The 23150-nt window shown below is 32.7% G+C and carries 22 protein-coding genes and 1 tRNA gene; 11 read left to right on the top strand and 12 right to left on the bottom strand.

Going from position 1 to position 23150, the window contains the following annotated elements; all coding sequences use genetic code 11:
• Positions 1 to 103: 103 nt before the first annotated feature.
• Positions 104 to 1447, bottom strand: coding sequence for a hypothetical protein (locus tag DMB68_RS01820; protein ID WP_110344971.1), 1344 nt, complete (start codon positions 1445 to 1447; stop codon positions 104 to 106).
• A 119-nt stretch (positions 1448 to 1566) separates the two neighbouring features.
• Between DMB68_RS01820 and DMB68_RS01815 the strand changes: the two genes are divergently transcribed.
• Entirely contained in the window at positions 1567 to 2628 is a 1062-nt protein-coding gene (locus DMB68_RS01815) for a beta propeller repeat protein (protein ID WP_110344970.1), read from the top strand.
• A 132-nt stretch (positions 2629 to 2760) separates the two neighbouring features.
• Here DMB68_RS01815 and DMB68_RS01810 read toward each other — a convergent pair whose 3' ends face one another.
• The 5 genes from DMB68_RS01810 to DMB68_RS23580 all read right to left on the bottom strand — a co-directional run bounded on the left by DMB68_RS01810 (position 2761) and on the right by DMB68_RS23580 (position 5839).
• A complete protein-coding gene (locus DMB68_RS01810) occupies positions 2761 to 3219 on the bottom strand; it encodes a sensor of ECF-type sigma factor (protein WP_110344969.1) in 459 nt (152 codons plus the stop codon).
• Between the two features lie 18 nt (positions 3220 to 3237).
• Positions 3238 to 3648, bottom strand: coding sequence for a hypothetical protein (locus tag DMB68_RS01805; RefSeq protein ID WP_110344968.1), 411 nt, complete (start codon positions 3646 to 3648; stop codon positions 3238 to 3240).
• Positions 3649 to 3681: 33 nt separating this feature from the next.
• Positions 3682 to 4224 carry an RNA polymerase sigma factor gene (locus DMB68_RS01800; protein WP_110344967.1) on the bottom strand — a complete coding sequence of 181 codons (543 nt, stop codon included), beginning with the start codon at positions 4222 to 4224 and terminating at the stop codon, positions 3682 to 3684.
• Between the two features lie 69 nt (positions 4225 to 4293).
• Positions 4294 to 5466 carry an SRPBCC family protein gene (locus DMB68_RS01795; RefSeq protein WP_110344966.1) on the bottom strand — a complete coding sequence of 391 codons (1173 nt, stop codon included), beginning with the start codon at positions 5464 to 5466 and terminating at the stop codon, positions 4294 to 4296.
• Between the two features lie 184 nt (positions 5467 to 5650).
• A complete protein-coding gene (locus tag DMB68_RS23580) occupies positions 5651 to 5839 on the bottom strand; it encodes a hypothetical protein (RefSeq protein WP_110344965.1) in 189 nt (62 codons plus the stop codon).
• Between the two features lie 81 nt (positions 5840 to 5920).
• Between DMB68_RS23580 and DMB68_RS01785 the strand changes: the two genes are divergently transcribed.
• Complete coding sequence (locus DMB68_RS01785) at positions 5921 to 6301, top strand: pyrophosphohydrolase domain-containing protein (protein WP_110344964.1); 381 nt, start codon at positions 5921 to 5923, stop codon at positions 6299 to 6301.
• A 57-nt stretch (positions 6302 to 6358) separates the two neighbouring features.
• On the opposite strand, the gene DMB68_RS01780 is transcribed toward DMB68_RS01785, so the two are convergent.
• Entirely contained in the window at positions 6359 to 7429 is a 1071-nt protein-coding gene (locus DMB68_RS01780) for a branched-chain amino acid aminotransferase (RefSeq protein WP_110344963.1), read from the bottom strand.
• A gap of 307 nt (positions 7430 to 7736) precedes the next feature.
• On the opposite strand from DMB68_RS01780, the gene mnmD reads away from it, so the two are divergent.
• Together mnmD and DMB68_RS01770 are read left to right on the top strand one after the other, a co-directional pair.
• Positions 7737 to 8396: a tRNA (5-methylaminomethyl-2-thiouridine)(34)-methyltransferase MnmD gene (gene mnmD, locus DMB68_RS01775; RefSeq protein WP_110344962.1), complete on the top strand. Its 660-nt coding sequence runs from the start codon at positions 7737 to 7739 to the stop codon at positions 8394 to 8396.
• A 171-nt stretch (positions 8397 to 8567) separates the two neighbouring features.
• Positions 8568 to 8765: a hypothetical protein gene (locus tag DMB68_RS01770; RefSeq protein ID WP_031457182.1), complete on the top strand. Its 198-nt coding sequence runs from the start codon at positions 8568 to 8570 to the stop codon at positions 8763 to 8765.
• Between the two features lie 182 nt (positions 8766 to 8947).
• Here the strand turns inward: DMB68_RS01770 and DMB68_RS01765 are convergent.
• The 4 genes from DMB68_RS01765 to DMB68_RS01750 form a co-directional block, all read right to left on the bottom strand.
• A tRNA-His gene (locus DMB68_RS01765) sits at positions 8948 to 9021 on the bottom strand.
• A gap of 87 nt (positions 9022 to 9108) precedes the next feature.
• The gene (gene bshB1 / locus DMB68_RS01760; RefSeq protein ID WP_110344961.1) at positions 9109 to 9825 is read right to left on the bottom strand and encodes a bacillithiol biosynthesis deacetylase BshB1; all 717 of its coding nucleotides are present in this window, start codon (positions 9823 to 9825) and stop codon (positions 9109 to 9111) included.
• Positions 9826 to 9929: 104 nt separating this feature from the next.
• Entirely contained in the window at positions 9930 to 11018 is a 1089-nt protein-coding gene (locus DMB68_RS01755) for a chorismate-binding protein (RefSeq protein ID WP_110344960.1), read from the bottom strand.
• Positions 11019 to 11021: 3 nt separating this feature from the next.
• Positions 11022 to 11453, bottom strand: coding sequence for a PaaI family thioesterase (locus tag DMB68_RS01750; RefSeq protein ID WP_110346312.1), 432 nt, complete (start codon positions 11451 to 11453; stop codon positions 11022 to 11024).
• A 127-nt stretch (positions 11454 to 11580) separates the two neighbouring features.
• Here DMB68_RS01750 and DMB68_RS01745 point away from each other — a divergent pair, with 127 nt between their 5' ends.
• The 5 genes from DMB68_RS01745 (at position 11581) to DMB68_RS01725 (ending at position 20268) form a co-directional block, all read left to right on the top strand.
• Positions 11581 to 13092, top strand: coding sequence for a hypothetical protein (locus DMB68_RS01745; protein ID WP_110344959.1), 1512 nt, complete (start codon positions 11581 to 11583; stop codon positions 13090 to 13092).
• A gap of 10 nt (positions 13093 to 13102) precedes the next feature.
• Positions 13103 to 13693 (top strand): XAC2610-related protein, encoded by a 591-nt coding sequence (locus DMB68_RS01740; protein ID WP_110344958.1) that lies wholly within the window; start codon positions 13103 to 13105, stop codon positions 13691 to 13693.
• A gap of 155 nt (positions 13694 to 13848) precedes the next feature.
• On the top strand, positions 13849 to 15696 hold the full coding sequence (locus DMB68_RS01735; protein WP_110344957.1) for an endonuclease: 1848 nt from the start codon (positions 13849 to 13851) through the stop codon (positions 15694 to 15696).
• 279 nt (positions 15697 to 15975) lie between these two features.
• Positions 15976 to 19629 carry a phosphoribosylformylglycinamidine synthase gene (gene purL / locus DMB68_RS01730; RefSeq protein WP_110344956.1) on the top strand — a complete coding sequence of 1218 codons (3654 nt, stop codon included), beginning with the start codon at positions 15976 to 15978 and terminating at the stop codon, positions 19627 to 19629.
• Between the two features lie 207 nt (positions 19630 to 19836).
• Entirely contained in the window at positions 19837 to 20268 is a 432-nt protein-coding gene (locus DMB68_RS01725) for a hypothetical protein (RefSeq protein ID WP_110344955.1), read from the top strand.
• Positions 20269 to 20405: 137 nt separating this feature from the next.
• Here the strand turns inward: DMB68_RS01725 and DMB68_RS01720 are convergent, their stop codons facing one another.
• Entirely contained in the window at positions 20406 to 21038 is a 633-nt protein-coding gene (locus DMB68_RS01720) for a response regulator transcription factor (protein ID WP_110344954.1), read from the bottom strand.
• Between the two features lie 586 nt (positions 21039 to 21624).
• On the opposite strand from DMB68_RS01720, the gene DMB68_RS01715 reads away from it, so the two are divergent.
• Both DMB68_RS01715 and DMB68_RS01710 read left to right on the top strand, forming a co-directional pair.
• Complete coding sequence (locus tag DMB68_RS01715; RefSeq protein ID WP_110344953.1) at positions 21625 to 22710, top strand: Ppx/GppA phosphatase family protein; 1086 nt, start codon at positions 21625 to 21627, stop codon at positions 22708 to 22710.
• A 51-nt stretch (positions 22711 to 22761) separates the two neighbouring features.
• Positions 22762 to 23136 carry a hypothetical protein gene (locus DMB68_RS01710; RefSeq protein ID WP_110344952.1) on the top strand — a complete coding sequence of 125 codons (375 nt, stop codon included), beginning with the start codon at positions 22762 to 22764 and terminating at the stop codon, positions 23134 to 23136.
• Positions 23137 to 23150: the final 14 nt, after the last annotated feature.

Genomic DNA, 23150 nt, shown 5'->3' with positions numbered 1-23150 from the left:
TGCAAATTTACTGTTTTAAAACAAATTAGCATCAATTATAAACAACAAAAAAAACACAATCGTTAGATTGTGTTCTTTTTAATTTAAAAACCTTTTTTTAAGACTAACCTCTTCTTCCTCCACCTCTTGATTCTGAATTATTTTGTCTTTGTGACTGACCACCACCTCTGGCTTCCTGATTTCCTCGTGGAGCTTCTGAACGTTGTGATGCTTGCGGTCTCGAAGATCTGTTTTCAGATGCTGTTCTTTGAGATTCAGTCCTTGTAGAGGATGAAGCAGCTCTATTCATATTGATCCTGTTTTCAAAATTCCCTCTGGAAGATTCTGTTCTTGGAGTTGAAACGGATCTGGTTTCATTCGTTCTATTCTCAGAATTCCCTCTGGATTCTGTTCTTGGACTATAAACTGATCTGTTTTCATTCATTTTGTTTTCAGAATTTTCTCTGGATCCATTCGTTCTGTTTTCATTAGAATACCCTCTTGATTCTGTTCTGGAATTATTTTCAACTCTTACAGGATTATTTGCTTTGGATGTATTATCTCTGTCAGAACCAGCTCGATTTGAATTATAGCTTCTATTAGATGATGCATTTCTGTTTTCAGCATAATTTCTGTTTGGAGTTCCATATCCTGTACCTGAAGATCTTCCTGAATTTGACCTGTTATTATTGTAAACATTTTGATTTCTACTAGATTCTCTACTTGCAACACGTCTACGATCTAACTCATATCTGTTATTAACGTTCGCATGTCTCTGCGAAAAACTACGGTTAGGATATTGTCTTTCGTAACCATAAGAACGTCTTGTTTCATATATCACCGGAGCTCTATAGCTTCTTCTGTGGTTTACATAATTATAACGATTGTTTACATTAATACAAATATTGATATTACTTCTATATCTGTAAATCGGATAAGGTCTCCAAGCTACATAATAGGTTGGGAAAAAATTCCAGGTCCATGTAGAATAATAAGGTCTGTAGTTTGTAACCCAGAATGATGAATAAATAACCGGAGATACATTATAAACAGGCTCATAAATATAATTAGCCCCATATAAATAACTGTTACCTACAATCTGAACACTTACTTTATTGTAATTATCTCTTTCTACATCGATGGTTGCAATATCCTGGTAAACATCTCGATCAAGAACTGACTGGATTATCACTACGTGAGTCCTGTCTTCAACAGTTTCGATAACACGTAAATAATCAACCTGATCATCATTATTTAAGTCAAGATTTGAAATTTGATATTTTGGATCATTTAGCCTTCTTTCGAAATCCTGAAGATTGGCTGATTCTCCAAAAATAGAAGCAACAGCTCTTAAGTCCAAATTATCACTGATATCTGAGTTTTTTGCATAAACAGTAGTCTGGCTTTGTACTGCACAAGAACTCAAACCTATAGTTACTAACGCTAAAAAAAGTATTTTCGCTTTCATGGCAAATCATATTAAGATTAATATTCTGGAGTATCCAATTACTGTGCCAGAAAAAAAACAAAATATATTTTACATGTTATAAATAATTGTATTTTAGCAATACCTAAATCTTAACCTATATGAAAAAAGTAATGTTATTTTGTGGCGTTTTTATTTTATTCATTTCTTTTAAACCATTGAACAACAATGCCAAAACATTTTTTTATGGCGGTTTCACATCAATGGAAACAGATACTTTGTTTCAGGATAAAATTAGCATTAGGGCTATTTCAATTGATAAAAATAAGGTGTGGTATGGTGCTGATAATTCTCGTTTTGGATACTATGATTTAGATAAAAAAGAAAAGTTTGAAGAGCATATTTATCGTGATACTTTAAAATTAGAATTCCGAAGTATCGCTCAAACTTCGAAAGATATTTTTTTATTAAGTGTTGGAAATCCTGCATTACTTTATTCTGTATCTAAAAAAACACAAAAAGTAAAATTAGTTTACAAAGAAATCCACGAAAGAGTGTTTTATGATAGTATGCAATTCTGGAACGACAAAGAAGGAATTGCTATTGGCGATCCAACAGAAGACACTTTTTCAATTATCATAACCCGTGATGGAGGTGAAACCTGGACAAAATTATTATCAGATAAATTACCTACAAATGCTAAAGGCGAAACAGCTTTTGCAGCCAGTAATTCTAACATTATTACAAAAGGAGATGACACCTGGCTGGTTTCAGGAGGAAAAAAATCACGCGTTTTTTATTCTCCGGATAAAGCTAAAACCTGGAAAGTAATTGAAACTCCTATCGTTCAGGGCAAAACAATGACTGGTATTTTTACAGCTGATTTTTATGATTCTAAACATGGATTTATTGCCGGAGGCGATTATGAACTTCCAAACCAAAAAAATGACAATAAGGCTTTTACAACAGATGGCGGCAAAACCTGGGAATTAATCGGCCAGGGAATGGGTTTTGGATATGCCTCATGTGTACAGTATGTTCCAGGAGGTAACGGCAAAGAAATTATTTGTGTAGGTTCAGAAGGAATCCAATATTCTCAAAATGGAGGTGCAAACTGGACACAATTATCAACTGATTCAAAACTTTTTACAATTCGTTTTATCAACAGAAATACAGCAATTGCAGCAGGTCACAATAAAGTACTAAGACTTCGCTTCAAATAACTCAAAAAAAAAAAATAATAAAACCCCTAAATAATAAAGTAAGTATTATTATATAGGGGCCTTATCGCTGTTGTTATGTGTTTTTTTTGCCTCTTGTGGTATTTGTGACACAGGTATTAGTATTTGTAATACTTAATTTTTACCTGCTTTTTCCTTATATTGCTTTAACAATTTTCGATTAAAATCATCCTCTGATTTTTTCAGCTTCAATATTTTTTTTGCCGAAAGCACTTTTTTAAGATTAGCCATGTATTTTTCTTTCAGAACAAATAATTCTTTATCCGTGCTTTCAATTTGTGATAAAAGTGTGCATGCCTCTTTTTCTGAAACAGAACTAATATTATCATCATTTAGCTTACGTAAATAGGTCTTCATTTTCTCATGTCGCAATTCATATTGCTTATCATCAAAAGCATTATAAATTGGCCAGAATTTCTCAGCTTCACTAGAGGTAAGTTCTAATTCTGTAGTTAAAAAAGAGACTTTGTAAGCTTTTATCTTTTCACGCTTTTCATCTGTTTTCTCACCTTGTGCATAAAATGAAAAACTAACTAAGAACAGCAATATGGGTAGTATATTTTTGATTTTCATCTTTATTGTTTTTTATTTTTATTCAGAAATTAAATTTTCAATATTTGGGCTTGAAGACAAAACATCTTCAAGGGTTTCCTGTTCCAGTACAACGTTCTTATTAATTGCCTCAATATCTTTAGTGTCTAATTCCCTAATCAAATCATATTGGTTTATATTAGACTGATACGATAAATAGGTTTCCAAAGTTGCCTCATCAAGTTCTTTTGATTTAGTGTAATTATTTACTATCGGAATCATTAATGCAATAACAATTACCGCAGCAACAAACATTGCAATAACCTCTTTACGTTTGTAAATCGGAATTACTTTTATTTCCTTTTCATTGATCTGTCCTAAAACTTTTGCCGAAAAATCATCAAAATAAGAATCCGGAGTTTTAAATCCAGTTTTTATTTTCGGCTCGTTTTCTAATTTAAATGTCTCCATAATGCCTATAAGATATGTTTTATAACAAAAGGTTTAATTTGATGTAACATATAATTCAATTTTTTTTACCGCGTGATGATAAGAAGCCTTCAATGCTCCTACAGAAGTTCCCAGAATTTCAGAAATTTCTTCGTACTTTAATTCTTCAAAATATTTCATTTTAAAAACCAATTGTTGTTTCTCCGGCAATGTAACAAGTGCTTTTTGAAGCTTGATCTGAATTTCATCACCATCAAAATAAGTATCGGCTTTTAAATTATCAATTGTTTTATTTTGTAAAGCTTCAGATGTTAAACCGTTTAATTTTGCTTTTTGACTCAAAAAAGTCAGAGCTTCATTGGTTGCAATTCTATACATCCATGAAAAAAGCTTGCTTTCGCCTTTAAAATTTTTCAAATATTGAAATACTTTTACAAAAGTATTCTGTAAAACATCATCAGCATCGTCATGATTCAAAACAATATTCCGAATATGAGAATACAATGGTTTTTGATATTGCGACAAGAGTATCTGAAACGCAGCATTTTGCGTTTTAGGATTTAATAACTGTGCTATAAATTCCTTCTCGTCTGTCAAGTTTTTTTAGTTATCTTGTTATTTGAATGAATTTATTACAAAAGGTTTAATCAGCTTTTCTATTTTTTTTTAAAATTCTGAATCTTCCTCTTCCGTTGTAGTTGTTTTAGCCGGAGGTGTTGTTGCTGCAGGTTTTTTAACTACCGGATCAGTTGTAGTTTTTTTAGCTACCGGCTGATCAGCATCAGAGTATACAGGAGCCGCCTCAACAACAGGCACTACTTTTGGTATAATTGGATAATAAATTTCAGTTACTAATTTCGACGAACTTTTAACATCTAATTTACCGGCCGTTAAAATTTCAAGATGCGACCAGCTCAAATCAGAGACAATTTTCTCCTTATTAATAAAAGCTGTTGTTTTTGAAATTGCTTCGTTAGTATGGGAATAATCCCCTTTTAAAGTAGTTTTTACAGCATCAAAACTGTTTAATTTTCCTGCCAGAATATCGCTTCCTGCACTTGTCGAAATTTCTTTATTTATTGGCAAACAGATTGAAATTTTCGCCAAATTAGTTTTTACATCATAGGTATGATAAATAATAAAAGGCTTTCCGTTTGTATATAAATTATTTGTTTTACTAAACTCAATCAACTTTGGAATAACTACTCTGGCATTTTTATTGACTTTTTGAATTTCACTTGTAAAAGTTTGTTTAATATAAAAACTTTCCGTTTTCCTTACAACACCATTTACTTCTATTGCATAGGTCTTAGTTTCATAATCCAGATTTTTATCAATATTCACAAGCGTTTTTTCATACATAGTCCCTATTATTTTATCGGAACCACCATTCAAAACAGTATAAATTTTAAATAAAAAACTCATCTCACCTTTGGCTTTCCAGGTAACCTTCGTTTTTCCGTTAAGAGTATCTTTAAAGACCCACTGAACATCAGCCTCAGTTCCGTCAAAATTCATTTTTTGACGAATACTTTCACCCTCTTTCGACTGAAGCGTTAAACCATTTCCTTTTCCTTCGCTACCCTCCCAGGAAAATGAAGCCCCATTACCTGCTGTTTTTTCAGGAAATGACATTTTTATTGTTGGATCTTCAACTGCCCAGGATTCAAAATCTTCAAAATTTCTAAAATCATTTACATAATGATATACCGTAGCTCTCGGTGAATTGATCACCTTACTTCTCTCAACAGTAAAAAGACCTTTTTGTGTAGCCACAAAAACACTTAAAGCAACAAAACTTAGTATTAATAAAAGGAATAGATATTTTAGGATTTTCATTGTGTAGGTTGTTTTGGTGTCGTAAAGTTATAAATTTATTACGGTGTTACGAATAACAAAAAAAATAAAAATGCTTCTTTAAAATTATACCATATTAAAAAGCACACTAACAAAACGACATTGAAGATTCAAAAGTATATTTTTTCTAATTTTCCTTTTTTAAATATAGAAATAAATTTTCCATTTATCTTTTAAAAAAGAATTTGATTAAGAACAAAATAAAAATAAATAGCAAAAAACCAATTAAGACTTTGTAATTTCCTTTATAGAAAATCTTATGCAAGGCAAGATCTTTTCGATAAGCAAAAACCATTACGATTACAAATGCAATAAAAAAACAAACAGCGAATATTAATTGTCCCTGACTAAACATAGTTGAAAATTATTTTTGACAAATTTAGAGAATTGTACACGAATAGTTGCTAATTTGGCACTCCATTTAATCAAATAAAAAATGAAGAAACAAATTGATGCAGTAAAAGAATTTCATACTGCTTTTAAAATAGGACACAGCGAAACTCCCATTGCCGATTTAGGCGAAACCAAAAAACAGCTACGTTATAATTTAATGAAAGAAGAAAATGAAGAATATCTTGAAGCTGTTCAAAACAATGACTTAGTGGAAATTGCTGATGCTCTTGGAGACATGATGTATATTTTGTGCGGAACAATTATCGAACATGGCCTACAAGACAAAATTGAAGCAGTTTTTGATGAAATCCAACGCAGCAATATGAGTAAATTAGGAGAAGACGGACAGCCTATTTATCGTGAAGATGGAAAAGTAATGAAGGGACCGAATTATTTCAAGCCGGATTTTTCAAAACTGTTATAAAAACAAAACCCGACAATTTTAATTTGTCGGGTTTCTTTTTATCTAATTTTTTTTGAATTACTGAACTTTTACTGTCCATCCAAAAGTATCTTCTGCAAGTTTATTTTGAAGATTTGTTAGTTTTTCTTTTAAAAGTGAAGCGTATGAATTTTCGATTGAAGTCATTTCATAATAAACATCCTGATAAGAGAATCCTTTAATAACACTTACAACTGCCGCAGTTCCTGCACCAAAAATCTCTTTTAAAGATCCATTTTTAGCAGCTTCTACCAACTCTGAAACAATAACAGGACGAACTTCTACATTTAAGCCTTCTTTTTCAGCCATAGCAATCAAACTTTTTCTGGTAATACCATCCAAAATTCTTTCACTTGTAGGCGCAGTTAATAATGTATCATTAATTCTAAAGAATACATTCATTGTACCGGCTTCTTCCAGTTTTGTATGAGTCGCATCATCAGTCCAGATTACCTGCTGAAAACCGTCTTTATTAGCCAGATTTGTTGGATAAAACTGCGCAGCATAGTTACCCGCAGCTTTTGCAGCTCCAATTCCACCATTAGCAGCTCTGCTGTAATGCTCTGCAATAATTACTTTTACTTCACCTGAATAATATGATTTTGCAGGAGAAAGTAAAATCATAAATTTATATTCATCAGATGGATTAGCCACAACTCCGGGACCTGTAGCGATCATAAAAGGACGAATATACATACTGCTTCCGTTTCCTTTTTGAATCCAGTCTTTGTCAATTTTTAATAATTCATTCAAACCATCTATAAAAACGGATTCAGGAACTTCGGGCATTGCCATACGAACTGCTGAATTATTGAAACGTTTGTAGTTCTCATCAGGTCTGAACAACCAAACATCATTATTGTCATCTTTGTAAGCTTTCATCCCTTCAAAAATCGCCTGACCATAATGAAAGACTTTAGAAGAAGGATCCATTAAAATAGGAGCATACGGCTTAATGACCGGTGTTTGCCATTCCCCATTTTTAAAATCACATTCAAATAAATGGTCTGTAAATACAGCACCAAAGCTTAAGTTTTCAAAGTCTACACTGCTAATCTTAGAAGAAGTGGCTTTTCTGATTTCAATTTTGCTTGTTTGAGTTGTACTCATAATAATGTAAGTTTTACGTAATTTTTATCACATGAGAGACTTCTTAAAGTGATAATTTGATATAAAATAGAATTTATTGAATGCAAAATTAAGTAAAAATATATAATTTCCTTGCTAAAAAACCATTAATTACCTCATTTAACTGCGATTTATTTATCTTACAATAAACTTAAAAATTTAACTGATTTTTATATGGATTTTATGAAAAAACCTTGATTTTTTAAGGCTTTACGCATTTGTTTTGATTAAATTTGGCATACAACACCCTTTTAGAAGTATAAAAACGTATTGCAAAATTCAAAATTTAATGAAAAGAGAAATTATTAAAACGTCAGACGGTTCAACTACAATTCGTTTGCAGGAATGGGATGAATGCTACCATTCAAAACACGGTGCGATTCAGGAAGCTAAACACGTTTTTATAAAAAATGGTCTACACCTCTTTAATGATAAACCGGTTAGCATTCTTGAAATTGGCTTTGGAACAGGATTAAATGCTTTTATAACTTTTCTTGAAGCAAATCAAAAAAAACAACACATTGATTACACTGGTGTTGAAGCTTATCCTGTTAATGCTGAAGAAGTGTTAGCCATGAATTATGTATCAGAGTTAGAAGCCGATTCGTTTGAAAATATTTTTAAAAAAATGCATGAATCAGAATGGAACTTAAAAACTGAAATCAGTCCTAATTATTCATTAACAAAAAGAAAACAATTTTTTGATGAAATAGACGATTTTGAAATTTTTGATTTAATTTACTTTGACGCCTTTGGATACAGAGTACAACCTGAGTTATGGAGTACAGAAATTTTTCAGAAAATGTATAATAGTTTAAAACCAAATGGCGTTTTGGTAACTTATGCAGCACGGGGAGTTGTTAAAAGAAGCATGATTGAAGTTGGATTTACCGTTGAAAAATTAGCAGGCCCTCCAGGAAAAAGAGAAATGTTTAGAGCTGTAAAATAATTCATACACTGCTATTTAGAACAAATCTATATTGATTTATATTCATTAAGAAAACGTATTCGTTGCTAATATTTTTAAAAAAATAAGTTAAAAAGATCTTTTATATGTGATATTTGTTTAAATTTGGCTCGAGTTTAAAAATAAAGATAACCCCCCAAAATCTTATTTATTATGTCAAAAATGATGTTTGATTACACGAAATCAATACTTGAAAGAGTAAGTTTCGACCCGGTGCTTTTTTGTAAAGAATTAGAAAAAGCTATCAAAACACTGTTACCTTACGAAATGGAACAATTGCAAGAATGGTTATTAAACTTCATAGTCGAAAAACCTGAATTAAAAGAATGTTTACTATTAGTTAAAGTATAAAGAATAAGAGACTGTCATAAATGGCAGTCTTTTTTTTGTAACAATGTTTTTTTTTTAGTTTCACCTTTAAAACTAATCTCAATATTTGGGAAAGGAGTTTTTATCTCAATATGATACGTGAATTATCAGTAAATTTAATCCACAAAAAAAGCCCTGAATTTCTTCAAGGCTTTAAATTTCTGGGTGGCTGACCGGGTTCGAACCGGCGACCCGCGGCACCACAAACCGCTACTCTAACCAACTGAGCTACAACCACCATTTACCTAAGCTTTCGCTTAGCGGTTGCAAATATATGACAAAGGTTTACTTCTACAAAGAAAAAATTAAAAAAAAATCCAACTTTTTATATCAAATCCTCTAAGCTATTGACAGCCAAACATCTTTCAACAGTAAAACCTTCTGCAAAATCCTTACCAACCAGCCTTCCTAAGTCCTGTGCTCTGTAATTTAAACTTTCCAGAAAATTTTTGCTTGTAATTGGTGTTGCAGGCTCTTTAGAATTTGGATCATAAAATTGCGTTTTATAAGCCAGAATTGCTTCTACTTTCTTTTCTTCAAAACCGGTAATATCTACAACAAAATCAGGTTCGATATTCTTCCACTGAATATAATGATAGACAACTTTTGGTCTCCATGCATCTTGTTTTTCTCCATCTATTGAAGTTTCAATTTTCATCAATCCGGATAAAAAACAAGAGTCGGAAACTAATTTACTTGCTCTTCCATGATCAATATGGCGATCATCAATTGCATTGCATAAAACAATTTCAGGCTTATATTTCCGAATCATTTTAATAATTTCGAGTTGATGTTTTTCATCATTTACAAAAAAAGCATCACGCATCGCTAAATTTTCACGCACGACAACTCCTAAAATCTTTGCCGCATCTTTTGCCTCCTGATCTCTGGTTTCTGCTGTTCCTCGCGTACCTAATTCTCCTCGTGTTAAATCAACAATACCTACTTTTTTTCCAAGTGATACCTCTTTTAAAATGGTTCCAGCACATCCCAATTCTACATCGTCCGGATGCGCCCCAAAGGCTAATATGTCTAATTTCATAATTATCAAATTCAATGGCAAAAATCAATCGCAATGGCAATTTCAAAAAACAAATTCAATCTCAATTTTGAAAAACTTAAAATTGATTTTTTACCTAATATTCTTTAGTCTATTTTCTTTACTCTATTTTCTGCCCTCAAAACTCTTTTCATCGTCATCGATTTGTTGACACTTTCCTCCCACTCTTTTTCAGGAATACTTTCTTTTGTAATTCCGCAACCCATGTACAAAATGGCTTTGTTTTCCTGAATTTGCATGCTTCGTAAATTTACAAATAAATCAGAGCTTACACTATCATTTGCAAAACTGCTATTTAGCTCACCCAGAAAACCAGTATAAAAAGTTCTGTCATAATTTTCATTTTCCAAAATAAATGCTTTTGCTTTTTTCTTTGGCAAACCACAAACTGCAGGTGTTGGATGAAGCGTATCGATTACTTCTTTTAAAGTTGAATCTTCATTTAGAACTCCCGAAATATCTGTTTTAATATGCCAGATTGATCCCGCCTTGATACTATACGGTTCCGTAATCACAACTGAATTTGCAACTTCTCTCAATCGCTTTACAATAAAATCAGTCACATATTGCTGTTCATCCTTTTCTTTTTGCTCCCACCGAATTTCAGTTTCTAAATTTGCTTTTTGTGTTCCTGCCAAAGCGGTTGTTTGAAAAACGTTTCCATTTGCTTTCAACAGTTGTTCGGGTGTTGCACCAATCCAAAGGCCAATTTTTGGATGAAAAAAGCAATATGTAAAGGTGGTCGGATATAAATGAATCAATCTTTGAAAAGTCGTTATAAAATCAAAATTGACTAAATCAACCGATTCACATCTGGACAAAACTACTTTTTTGAATTCGTCGTTTTGAATCGCTTCAATTCCTTTTGAAACCAAATCCTTGTATTGTTTTTGGGCTTCCAAATCCAAATTTACTTCATCACTTTCAATAGCATTAAAACTTACTCCCGTCTGTTTCGCACTAATGATTTTAGATTGCTTTTCAGGAATTAAAATGAGTTGTTTTTCATCAAATGAAGCAAGAACAAAACCTTTTTCGCTGTAATCCGATACTTTATACAATTTATCATTTTGCTGCAAAAAAGCAAAAATACTGCCGGAATCAGGTTTGGAATAAATAACAAAAGGTAAATTTTGTGCCTGGTGTTTTCTTATTGTAGAAAAAAAGTCATTCATATTTTATTCTGTTTTCTTTTTCTCTAAAACCATATTCGTCAGTTTGCAAAGCGAAATCAGGTTTCCGGCTTCATCGGTAATTTTAATCTCCCAAAGATGAAGACTTCTGCCTTTATGAATAATACGAGCTGTTCCAAAAACTACTCCTTCGCGAATGCTTTTTAAATGGTTGGCAGAAATTTCTATTCCGCGTACTTCCTGTTCTTTTGGATTGATAAAAAAATGCGATGCAGCACTGCCGACACTTTCGGCCAGGGCAACCGAAGCACCTCCATGCAGCAATCCCATTGGCTGATGAACAGAAGGATTTACCGGCATTTTAGCGGTCAAAAAATCTTCTCCAGCGTCTATGTATTCAATTTTTAGCGTTTCCATTAAGGTATTTTTCGAAAACTCATTGCAATACGCTATAATCTGTTCTTTTGTATAATTCATTAAAATCAGCTTTAAAATCGTAAAATTAAATAAAAAGATGAGACACAATTTAGAAAAAGCAATTCTAAAATTAAAAATCCCTTTTTCCATGTAAGTTTTTTGTTATTTTTACAAAAAAACAATTCAAATGCGTCATTATTTTGTGCTCTTTCTTTTCGGAATCCTTTTAGCTGCCAGTTCGTGCCGAACTGATTTTGATACCGTTGCCAGTTCCGGAGATTTAAAATTCTCAAAAGACACCGTTTATTTAGATACTGTTTTTAAAAATATCGGATCGAGTACTTACAACCTAAAAGTTTACAACCGAAGCAAAGAAGATATTAATATTCCAACCATTCAACTTAAGAACGGATTAAACTCAAAATACAGAATGACCGTTGACGGAATGAACGGTAATAATGGCAAAATTTTTAATAATGTTACGCTTTTAGCCAAAGACAGTTTATACATTTTTATTGAAACCACCGCTGATATTACAGATGCTAACCCTGTTGATTTTTTATATACCGATGAAATTCAGTTTGACAGCGGCTCCAATCTCCAAAAGGTAGCTCTGGTAACGTTGATTCAGGACGCTGTTTTTTTATATCCGAAACAAAATCCTGACGGAACCAAAGAAAAAATTGAGATTGATGGTAAAGATGTGGACGGATTTTATCTGGATGAAAATGACGAAACAAACGGAAATCAATTGCTTTTTACAAATGACAAACCTTATGTAATTTATGGATACGCAGGGGTTCCTGAAAATAAAACGGTGGCTTTTGAAGCCGGATCGAGAGTACATTTTCATGATAATTCGGGGCTTTTTGTAAGTAACAATGCTGAACTTCAAATTAATGGAAATGTTTCAACAACTAAAAACTTAGAGAATGAAGTAATTTTTGAAGGCGATCGTTTAGAACCTGAATATTCTGATGTTCCCGGACAATGGAATTCCATTATTTTCGCTGACGGAAGTACGAATCATTCAATAAATCACCTCACCTTAAAGAATGCTAAAATTGGTCTGGATATACGAAATCAGGATGCCAGCACTTTTCAAATTAAAAACACACAGATTTACGATTGTTCCAATTATGGAATTCTGGCTCAAAATGCAAAAATTAACGGAGAGAACATCATTATTAATTATGCCGGCTTAGCAGCTTTATCCTGCGTTTACGGAGGCGATTATAAATTTACACACTGCACATTTAACAACACCTGGTCCGGCGGTCAGCAATTTGCTGTTAATTTAAGCAACAAACTGGCTGGAGCAACACCTGAAACCAATCCGCTGACTCAGGCTACTTTTAACAATTGTATCATTTATGGTTCGAATACCAATGAATTCAATTTAGATAAAAATACTAACACAGCTTTTATTTATCAGTTAAATAATTGTTTGCTGAAATTCGGAAGCACATCAAATCCTGACTATCAATTCGGCACAGATACAGCGCATTATAACGCTATTATTTTAAATGAAAATCCGAAGTTTTTTAACCTCAACCTGAACAAACTTAACATAGATAAAACTTCTGCCGCTTTTGCGAAAGGGAATCAGGCATATACCATTCCATTTGATATTATTGGAAACACAAGAACTTCACCGCCGGATTTGGGTGCTTATCAAAGTAAAGATTTTCCGAAGTAGTTTGAGATTTATGAAATTAACTTTTGCACTAATCATTTGCAATGTATTTTTTATTAATGCATTTGCTCAGAATACAAAAACAATTAAATGTGATTCTATTTATAAAAACAAAGGAATTACAATAAAACTAAAGAATTTTGACACCGAAACAGATGGCTACAACGATGAAAAAAACTCAATTTTAATTATCAGCCAAAAAGTAAAAAACAAATCCTCAATTTTAATAAAAGACTCGATTTTTAGTCTTGTTCAAAAGGTTGAATTCAAAGATTTTAACAATGATGGAATAAAAGATGTTTTGGTGCAAAATATTTCTGATGTACGAAGTAACTGGACTTACAATCTGTATCTCTACAATTCAAAAACAAATAATTTCAAACGAATAATTGGTTTTGACGAAATTAAAAATCCGAGATATAATGCCAAATATAATATTATTGAAAGTTACATTGTTTCAGGAGAAGATTGGGTATTATTTTATGGCCTTAAAAAAAATCGTGTATTTAATTACGGAATTCAGGTAAAAGACGATCACAGTAAAAATTTTGACAAAGACTATAAAAAAGCGATTAAGAAAATATTATCTCTCAAAAGCACTTAGTTTTAAAAATCAATAGTAAGAAAATATATCTAAAATTAAACATCACTTAACGTTTTCGATTCATAAAAGTAGTAGATTTGTTATAAAAAATTTTAAAACATTGAAATTCAATTGTTTGAAAACACAAATTCAAGCCAATCTTAAAGCTATTAATTATGAAAAAAAACTACTTTTTACTGTTATTGATGTTTGTTACAATTGGTTTTGCTCAAATACCTTCTGGTTATTACAGCACGGCAACAGGAACCGGTTATACCTTAAAAACGCAATTGTATAACATTATTAAAGATCATACTAATAACGGTTACGCAGGTCTTTACACCACTTATTTAACTTCTGACGTTGATAATTTCTATGAAAACGACGGAACAATATTAGACATGTATTCTGAAAATCCATCAGGAACAGATCCGTACAACTATACAACCGGAACGACTCAAAGATGTGGAAACTATTCAGTGGAGGGTGATTGCTATAACAGAGAACATATCATTCCACAATCTGTTTTTAATGAACAATCACCAATGGTTGCGGATGCACATTTTATTACTCCAACAGATGGAAAAGTAAATGGTATACGTTCTAATTATCCACATGGAACTGTGAATTCAGCAACTTATACTTCTCAAAACGGAAGCAAATTAGGTTCAAGTTCTGTATCCGGATATTCAGGAACTGTTTTTGAACCGGTAAACGCTTTTAAAGGAGATATTGCCAGAATGTATTTTTATTTCGCAACACGATACGAAAATACCGTTGCCGGATATTCTTATGCCATGTTTGACGGTTCAGGCAATAAAGTTTTTACGACCGCTTTCTTAAATGTTCTTTTAGCGTGGCATACGCAAGATCCTGTAAGCGCGAGAGAAATTGCAAGAAATAATGCGATTTATGCACGCCAAAACAACCGAAATCCATATATCGATCATCCTGAATATGTGAACCAAATTTGGGGCGGAACTTCCGGATCCGGAGATACTACAGCTCCAAGTACTCCTGCAAGTTTAGCTTCAACGACCAAAACCGCAACGTCTATTTCTTTAAGCTGGACCGCATCTGCAGATAATGTAGGTGTTACTAGTTATGATGTTTATGCAAATAGTGTTTTAAAAACAAGTGTATCAGGAACAACAGCTACGATTACGAGTTTAACAGCTTCAACAACTTATTCAATTTATGTAAAGGCAAAAGATGCAGCCGGAAATACTTCTGCTTCAAGTAATACAATTTCGGTTACAACCAACAGCAGCGGAACAGGAACTGCTACTGATTTGCTTTTCTCTGAATACATTGAAGGTTCAGGAAATAATAAAGCTTTGGAAATCGCCAACAACACCGGAAGTTCTGTTAGTTTATCGGCTTACACTATAAAAAAACAAACCAATGGTGCTGGTTCATGGAGTACAGGTCTAGCTTTAAGCGGAACTTTAGCAACAGGAAGCAAATTTGTAATTGTAAACAGTTCTATTTCTTCAAGCTGTTTTTCTCCAAGTTCAGCCAATATTTCAACAACGGCAACTGAATTAACTTTTAACGGAAATGACGCTGTAGGTTTATTTAAAAACGGAGTTTTAATCGATATCATCGGAACTTTTAACGGAGGAACAGCCAATTTTGCTATAGATGTTACTTTAAGAAGAAAATCGACTGTAACTTCTCCGAGCACTACTTTCAATTTGAGTTCACAATGGGATTCGTTCTCTCAAGACACCTGTAACAATTTAGCGAGCAAAATGGCAAAACCAATCGAAGAAGAAGTTGTGGAACTTTCAGATGAAATTGTGGTTTTTCCAAATCCATCAAATGGAGTTTTCAATATTGTTTTAGACAATTCTGATTCTCCTTATTCGATAGAAATCCTTTCGTTTTCTGGTCAAAAAGTTTTCGAAAAACAAAACGCAACAGATACTGTAATTTCAGTAAGTCATCTTTCAAGCGGAATTTATATTGCTAAAATTACAAGAGATTCAAAAACTATAATTAAAAAGATAATAATCAACTAAATATTTTTGTTCACTCAGATTTGGCAGATACAGCAGATTAAAAATTTAACAAATATTGACCCAGATTCATTGATAACTCTACCCAAAAAAAATCTGCTCAATCTGCTGAATCTGCGTGAAACAAAAAAACTTTGCATACGAAAAGACGCACTGCTGTGTGCCTTTACATTATGTTAAAAAATACCCGTCTTTTTTTTTCAAAAGAGTTTGTTATCAAATTTGCGCTTACTATTTATTTAAACTAAATTTGCACCTCAATACAACAAACTACACATCACAATGATCCATTTCTTTGAAAACCAAAGCAAAACTGTTTTTGCCGTACAAACGCAAAACGAAATTTCAGCTCAAGACATTTCAAAATTAAACTGGCTTTTTGCCGACTCGAATAAGATCGAAAAATCCGCACTGACGGGTTTTTTTGTTGGTCCACGCGCCACTATGATCACACCCTGGAGTACAAATGCTGTAGAAATCACACAAAACATGGGTGTTCCGGGCATTATCAGAATTGAAGAATTTCACCCGGCAACGGAGGATTTTACTGATTTTGATCCTATGCTTTCTCAAAAATTCAACGAATTAGATCAGGAAATCTTCACTATCAACATTCAGCCGGAACCAATTTTGGAGATTGAAGATATTGCGACTTACAACAAAGTAGAAGGTTTAGCTTTAAGCGAAGAAGAAGTTGATTACTTAAACAATCTTTCGACTAAATTAGGCCGAAAATTAACGGATTCTGAGATTTTTGCTTTCTCTCAAGCGAATTCAGAGCACTGCCGTCACAAAATTTTCAACGGAACTTTTGTAATCGATGGTGAAGAAAAAGAAACTTCTCTTTTCAAATTAATCAAAAAAACATCTCAGGAAAATCCTAACGATATTGTGTCTGCTTACAAAGACAACGTTGCTTTTGTAAAAGGACCAAAAGTGCAGCAATTTGCACCGAAATCGGCAGATAAACCTGATTTTTACGAAATAAAAGAATTTGATTCTGTTTTATCTTTAAAAGCCGAAACACACAATTTCCCAACCACTGTTGAGCCTTTCAACGGAGCTGCAACAGGTTCCGGAGGAGAAATTCGTGACCGTTTAGCAGGAGGTCAAGGTTCATTGCCATTGGCTGGAACTGCGGTTTACATGACTTCTTATTCTCGTTTGAAGGATGACAGAAAATGGGAAAATGCTGTTGCAGAAAGAAAATGGTTGTACCAAACTCCAATGGATATTTTGATCAAAGCTTCAAACGGAGCTTCTGATTTTGGAAATAAATTCGGGCAGCCGCTTATTACGGGTTCTGTTTTAACTTTTGAACATTCAGAAAACGACCGTAAAATTGGTTACGATAAAGTAATCATGCAAGCGGGTGGAATTGGTTACGGAAAATTAAATCAGGCAATAAAAAACAAACCGCAAGAGGGCGATAAAATCGTAATTCTTGGTGGAGAAAATTATAGAATCGGAATGGGTGGTGCTGCGGTTTCATCTGCAGATACAGGAGCTTTCGGTTCAGGAATTGAGTTGAATGCGATTCAGCGTTCAAACCCGGAAATGCAAAAACGTGCTGCAAATGCAATTCGTGGTTTAGTAGAAAGTGACAATAATCCAATTGTTTCTATTCACGATCACGGTGCGGGTGGACACTTAAACTGTCTTTCTGAGTTGGTTGAAGAAACTGGAGGTTTGATCGATCTGGACAAATTACCAGTTGGAGACCCAACACTTTCTGCAAAAGAAATTATCGGTAACGAATCTCAGGAAAGAATGGGATTGGTTATTGGTCAAAAAGATATTGATATATTACAAAGAATCGCCGACAGAGAGCGTTCGCCAATGTATCAGGTTGGAGATGTAACGGGAGATCACCGTTTTACTTTCCAATCAAAATCAAATGGTTCAAAACCGATGGATTATGCTTTGGAAGATTTCTTCGGAAGTTCTCCAAAAACGGTTATGAACGACAAAACAATCGACAGAAAATATGCTGATGTTGCTTACAATACAGCAGATTTTGAATCATATTTAAAAGACGTTTTACGTTTAGAAGCGGTTGCTTCAAAAGACTGGTTGACCAATAAAGTTGACCGTTGTGTTGGAGGAAAAGTAGCGAAACAGCAAAATGTCGGACCATTACAATTGCCGTTGAACAATGTTGGTGTGATGGCTTTGGATTTCTTAGGAAAAGAAGGAATTGCAACTTCTATCGGGCACGCCCCTATCGCGGCCTTGATTGATCCAGTTGCCGGTTCTAGAAATGCAATCGCAGAATCTTTATCAAACATTATCTGGGCGCCAATTAAAGACGGAATGAAAGGAATTTCATTGTCTGCCAACTGGATGTGGGCTTGTAAAAACGAAGGTGAAGACGCTCGCTTGTACGCTGCAGTTGAAGGTTGTTCAGAATTTGCAATCGAATTGGGAATCAATATTCCGACAGGAAAAGATTCACTTTCGATGAAACAAAAATATCCAAATGACGAAGTAATTGCGCCGGGAACGGTTATTATTTCAGCTGGAGGAAACTGTACAGATATTAGAAAAGTAGTTGAACCTGTTTTACAGAAAAACGGAGATTCAATTTATTATATCAATTTGTCTCAGGATGATTTCAAATTAGGAGGTTCTTCTTTTGCACAAATTAGAAATACAATCGGAAAAGAAACTTCTACAATTAAAGACGCTTCTTTCTTCAAAAATGCATTCAATACTATTCAGGAACTAATCGGCGAAAGCCAAATTTTAGCAGGTCACGATATCGGAAGCGGTGGTTTAATCACAACTTTATTAGAATTGTGTTTTGCTGATGTAAATCTTGGAGCAAAAATTGATTTCAGCGCTTTCGCGGAAAAAGATTTGTTAAAAATTCTTTTCTCAGAAAACATCGGAATTGTGTTCCAGGCGAAATCTGATGCAGTTGTTGAAGCTAAATTGAATGCTAATAATATCGAATTTTTCAAATTAGGTTCTGTACAAAATACAGCAGTTTTGGAATTTGGAATTTATAAATTGGATATTCCAACCTACAGAGATGTTTGGTTTGAAACTTCTTATTTATTAGACCAAAAACAATCTAAAAACGGAACTGCTAAAGCACGTTTTGAAAACTATAAAAATCAGGCTTTAAATTATATTTTCCCTGCACATTTTACTGGAAAAGCGCCTGTAATTGACAATTCTAAACCGCGACCAAAAGCAGCTATTATCCGTGAAAAAGGGAGTAATTCTGAGCGTGAAATGGCAAACGCTATGTACCTGGCAGGATTTGATGTAAAAGACGTTCACATGACGGATTTAATTTCAGGCCGTGAAACTTTGGAAGATATTCAGTTTATCGGTGCTGTTGGAGGATTCTCTAACTCAGACGTTTTAGGTTCTGCAAAAGGTTGGGCGGGAGCATTTTTATACAACGAAAAAGCAAAAACAGCTTTGGATAAATTCTTTAAAAGAGAAGATACTTTATCTGTCGGAATCTGTAACGGATGCCAGTTGTTTATGGAATTGGAAGTAATTAATCCGGAACACGAAGTTCACGGAAAAATGCTTCACAACGATAGTAGAAAACACGAAAGTATTTTTACTTCTGTAAAAGTTCAGGAGAATAATTCGGTAATGTTGTCTACATTAGCAGGAACAACTTTAGGCGTTTGGGTTTCGCACGGAGAAGGTAAATTCAATTTGCCAATGGGTGAAGAAAACTACAATATCGTTTCAAAATATGCTTACGAAGGATATCCTGCAAACCCTAATGGTTCTCACTACGATGTAGCAATGCTATGTGACAAGACCGGAAGACATTTGGTTACTATGCCTCATATCGAGCGTTCGACTTTCCAATGGAACTGGGCTCATTATCCAAAAGACAGAAACGACGAATATACTCCTTGGCATGAAGCTTTTATCAATGCCAGAAAATGGATTGAGAAGAATTAAATTTAGTTTTCATTATACAGACAGCCTCAGCAACAGATATTGCTGAGGCTTTTTTATGATTGTCTCTTTTCAAATAATTATTTTTTTGAGTTTAACGTTTAAGTTAAATTCAAAAATGAATGCTTATTTTCTTGTAAAAATTAAAGTATATTAGCCAAAGAAATGCCCATTTTTATAAAAAGTTCCAAAACCTAAAATCTACGTAAAATGAAAATCCTAAAAGCATTCCTTTTTATCTTATTTTTTGTTACTATAAAATCACATTCACAAGTTCAGGTTGATCAAATAATGTATAAATCAAAAGAACATTATATTACCACTACCCTTCCTTACCATATTACCGGTACATTCCTGCCTCCAGACAAAAAAGAGCCAAGCACCGTTTTAAATGAAGACGGAACTGGAGTGATACAATATGATGATATGACCAAGAAAAAAATAAATTGGGGAATAGAATGCAATTGGGAAGGTGTTGCCATCCGTAAAGAAGGTTTCAACAGTGCTTCGTATACATTTTGGTACAGAACACAAGACAGCGAAGAATGGATGTACAGCCAGTTTTCTATTCATTTTCTTAAGAAAAAAATGTTTCTAATGGGCGAAAGAATAAAATTTTACGAGGATTACAATGTACAATAACGGCTTCGTCCACTTCAAATAACTATATTATTGATTATTCGCTTTTTGAATTGACAGTAAAATTATCTTTACAGATGGTTTCATAAAATCCAAACAAGATATTAAATGTGTATTTTTTCAATAATAGTAATACAAAATTAATTATTATAGACTTTTAAAATCTCAATTAATTTAACAACATTATTGATTCCGAGTTTCTCAAAAATTCTACTTTTAAAAGTGCTGACAGTTGTCATTTGAATATTTAGCTTATTCGATATTTCGATATTTCCATCACCGCTTACCAGAAGTTCCGCTACTTCGATTTCTCTCTCCGACAATTTTTCTAACGGATTTACAGGGAGATTATATAAAGCATTTTCAACAATTTTATTCTTTACAACGTTGCTTATATATTTACCCGTTTTAAGTACAGATTCTATAGCCTGAATAATTTCTTCATCTTTGCTATATTTATTTAAAAAGCCATTGGCTCCGGCATGAATATAACGTAATGCATAATGCGATTCATCATAAGCGGAAAACATCATAATCAATAAGTCAGGATAATTTAACCTGATCTCTTCAACCATTTTTGTACTATTGCCACCTGGAATACTGATATCTAAAAAAATCAAATCCTGACTTTCTTTTAATTTATTTATAAGATCTTCAAAACTATCAGCATGAGTGATTTCTACCTCTTTGCAAATGCTTTGTAATAACAAAGAAAGGCCATGCCTCACTACGCTATGATCGTCAACTAATAAAACTTTAAATTTATTTTTCATGGGGCTAAAATAATTTTGAAGCGCAAATTTGTCTTAATTTATATTTACGATCTCAAAATTTTAATTGATTTAATCTGGCAAATTTCTATTATAAATCATCAATTTAATTACTAAGTCTGTTACGATAATTTTAATTAATCATTAATAAAAATTTTATTTATTACTAATGGATTTCAGCATAAACATTTACAGTAATTGAATTTTGTTACATATACGGAATTTTCGGGTTTTAAGTTTTCAAAATCGTTTTATATTTTTTTATGTTTAAAAAATCTGAGGATTTACTTTAGATACAAGGATTCTTGAATTATAAAATAAATATTTAATTCAAATGAATCCCATCAGCTTAATAAAGCAAGGTAGAATCCAATTCTAAAATCAGACATATTATTTAGAATCATTTTACTTATCAAAACTACAAAATAAAGAAAGCAAACGATTGTAGAATTAATTCTACATAAGATTAATTGATCGACTACAAATTTCTCTGCTATTAATAGTGAAATTTGCATTTTTAATACTACTTGACTAACTGATATCCTGCATTTAAAAAAACTCAATAAATAAGTATTTAACAAAAAGTACAATGCACACAAGGTCATTATATTATCTATTAATCACGATTCTTTTTTTCTCTTTAAAATCTTTTGCCCAAAAAGATATTTATGCAGGAATAGAAATTGGAAGTAAAGGAATAAAGTTTTCAGTAATTGATGTAAATAATATCAAAAAGGGAGATTATACCATACTCGCTTTTTGGACTGAAAATATTGGTATAGCAAAAAATATTTCTATCGACGGCAGTCTTGCTCAAGAGGATATTAACAATGCCGTAAATGTAGTATACGGAAATCTACTGACCATCAAAAAGAAATACAATGTTTCTGATGAAAATATTTTTATTGTTGGCTCTTCCGGAGTAGCGATGGCAAATAATACTGAGGTCTTAATAAATAAAGTAAAATCTCTAACCAACAAAGATCTTGATTTTATTGATGCTGACACTGAAGGAAAAATGCTCTTAAAAGGATCAATACCACCAACGGAATATGGTGATGCCCTAATTCTGGATATTGGAGGAGGTAATACAAAAGGAGGATATGTAAATGTATTGGAAAATAAATTTAAATTCTTCCCTTTAAATCTGGAATACGGAACAATTACATTGACAGAAACCATAAATAAGACTATTGTAATTCCTAGTCAAATCAATAGTTTATCTGTTTATAAAGAGAAAGCATTCGAATACGCTCCTGTTTTAAGAGAAAAGATAAAGGATGTATTAAACTCTAAACCCATGTCACTAAATAAAAAGAAAATTTATTTATCCGGCGGTGCTCTTTGGGCTTTTACTACGCTTTTTTATAACAAAAATAATGAGGATACTCACTTTGTTCCATTAGAATTACAAGATATTATTGACTATGATGCCATTTTGAAAAACAATTTTACTGTATACGAAAACTTAGCTAAAACCAATAAAAATGCTGATAAAGTTATAAACACCTACAGTCAAAGGCATTTAATTGCTGCTAATACTATTTTGATAGCCAGTCTGGAAAGTATACCGAATTTAAAATCAAAAAAAATATATTTCGCCAAAGAAGGTCAAATTGCATGGTTAGTTTCTTATGTAGTGGATCGTTCAAAAAAGATTAAAAGTGTTTTTTAGCATTTAGAAGCTTTAAAATTCAATAAATAATAATTTAAAAACAATTTTAGCATGTCAGATTTTTTACAACAGTTTGGGGATGAAATCAAAAAAAACGTCCCTGGTTATATCGCAATTGCCATAACCGAAATTAAAAGTGGTATTTCTTATTACAGCAATTCTGCTGTTGCAGGTTTTGATCCTGAATTGGCTTCTGCCTTTAATCTTGAGGTAGTTAAAGCAAAGCTAAATGCAATAAATGCATTAGGATTATCTCAGACAATTGACGAAATCATGATTTCGCTTACAGATCAATTTCACATCATTGATATCTCAGAAAATAATGAATATTTTATCTATTTAGCAGTAGATTCTACTAAAGCAAATTTAGGATTGACCAGAGCTTTACTAAACAAATACAAAAAAGAGATTTCAGGCAAATTATAATTTTATAACCCTGC

This window comes from Flavobacterium hydrophilum, assembly GCF_003202405.1.
Classification (GTDB): Bacteria; Bacteroidota; Bacteroidia; order Flavobacteriales; family Flavobacteriaceae; genus Flavobacterium; species Flavobacterium hydrophilum.
The sequence above is the reverse complement of the archived record's forward strand: the minus strand, read 5'-3'. Positions and strand labels throughout refer to the sequence as shown.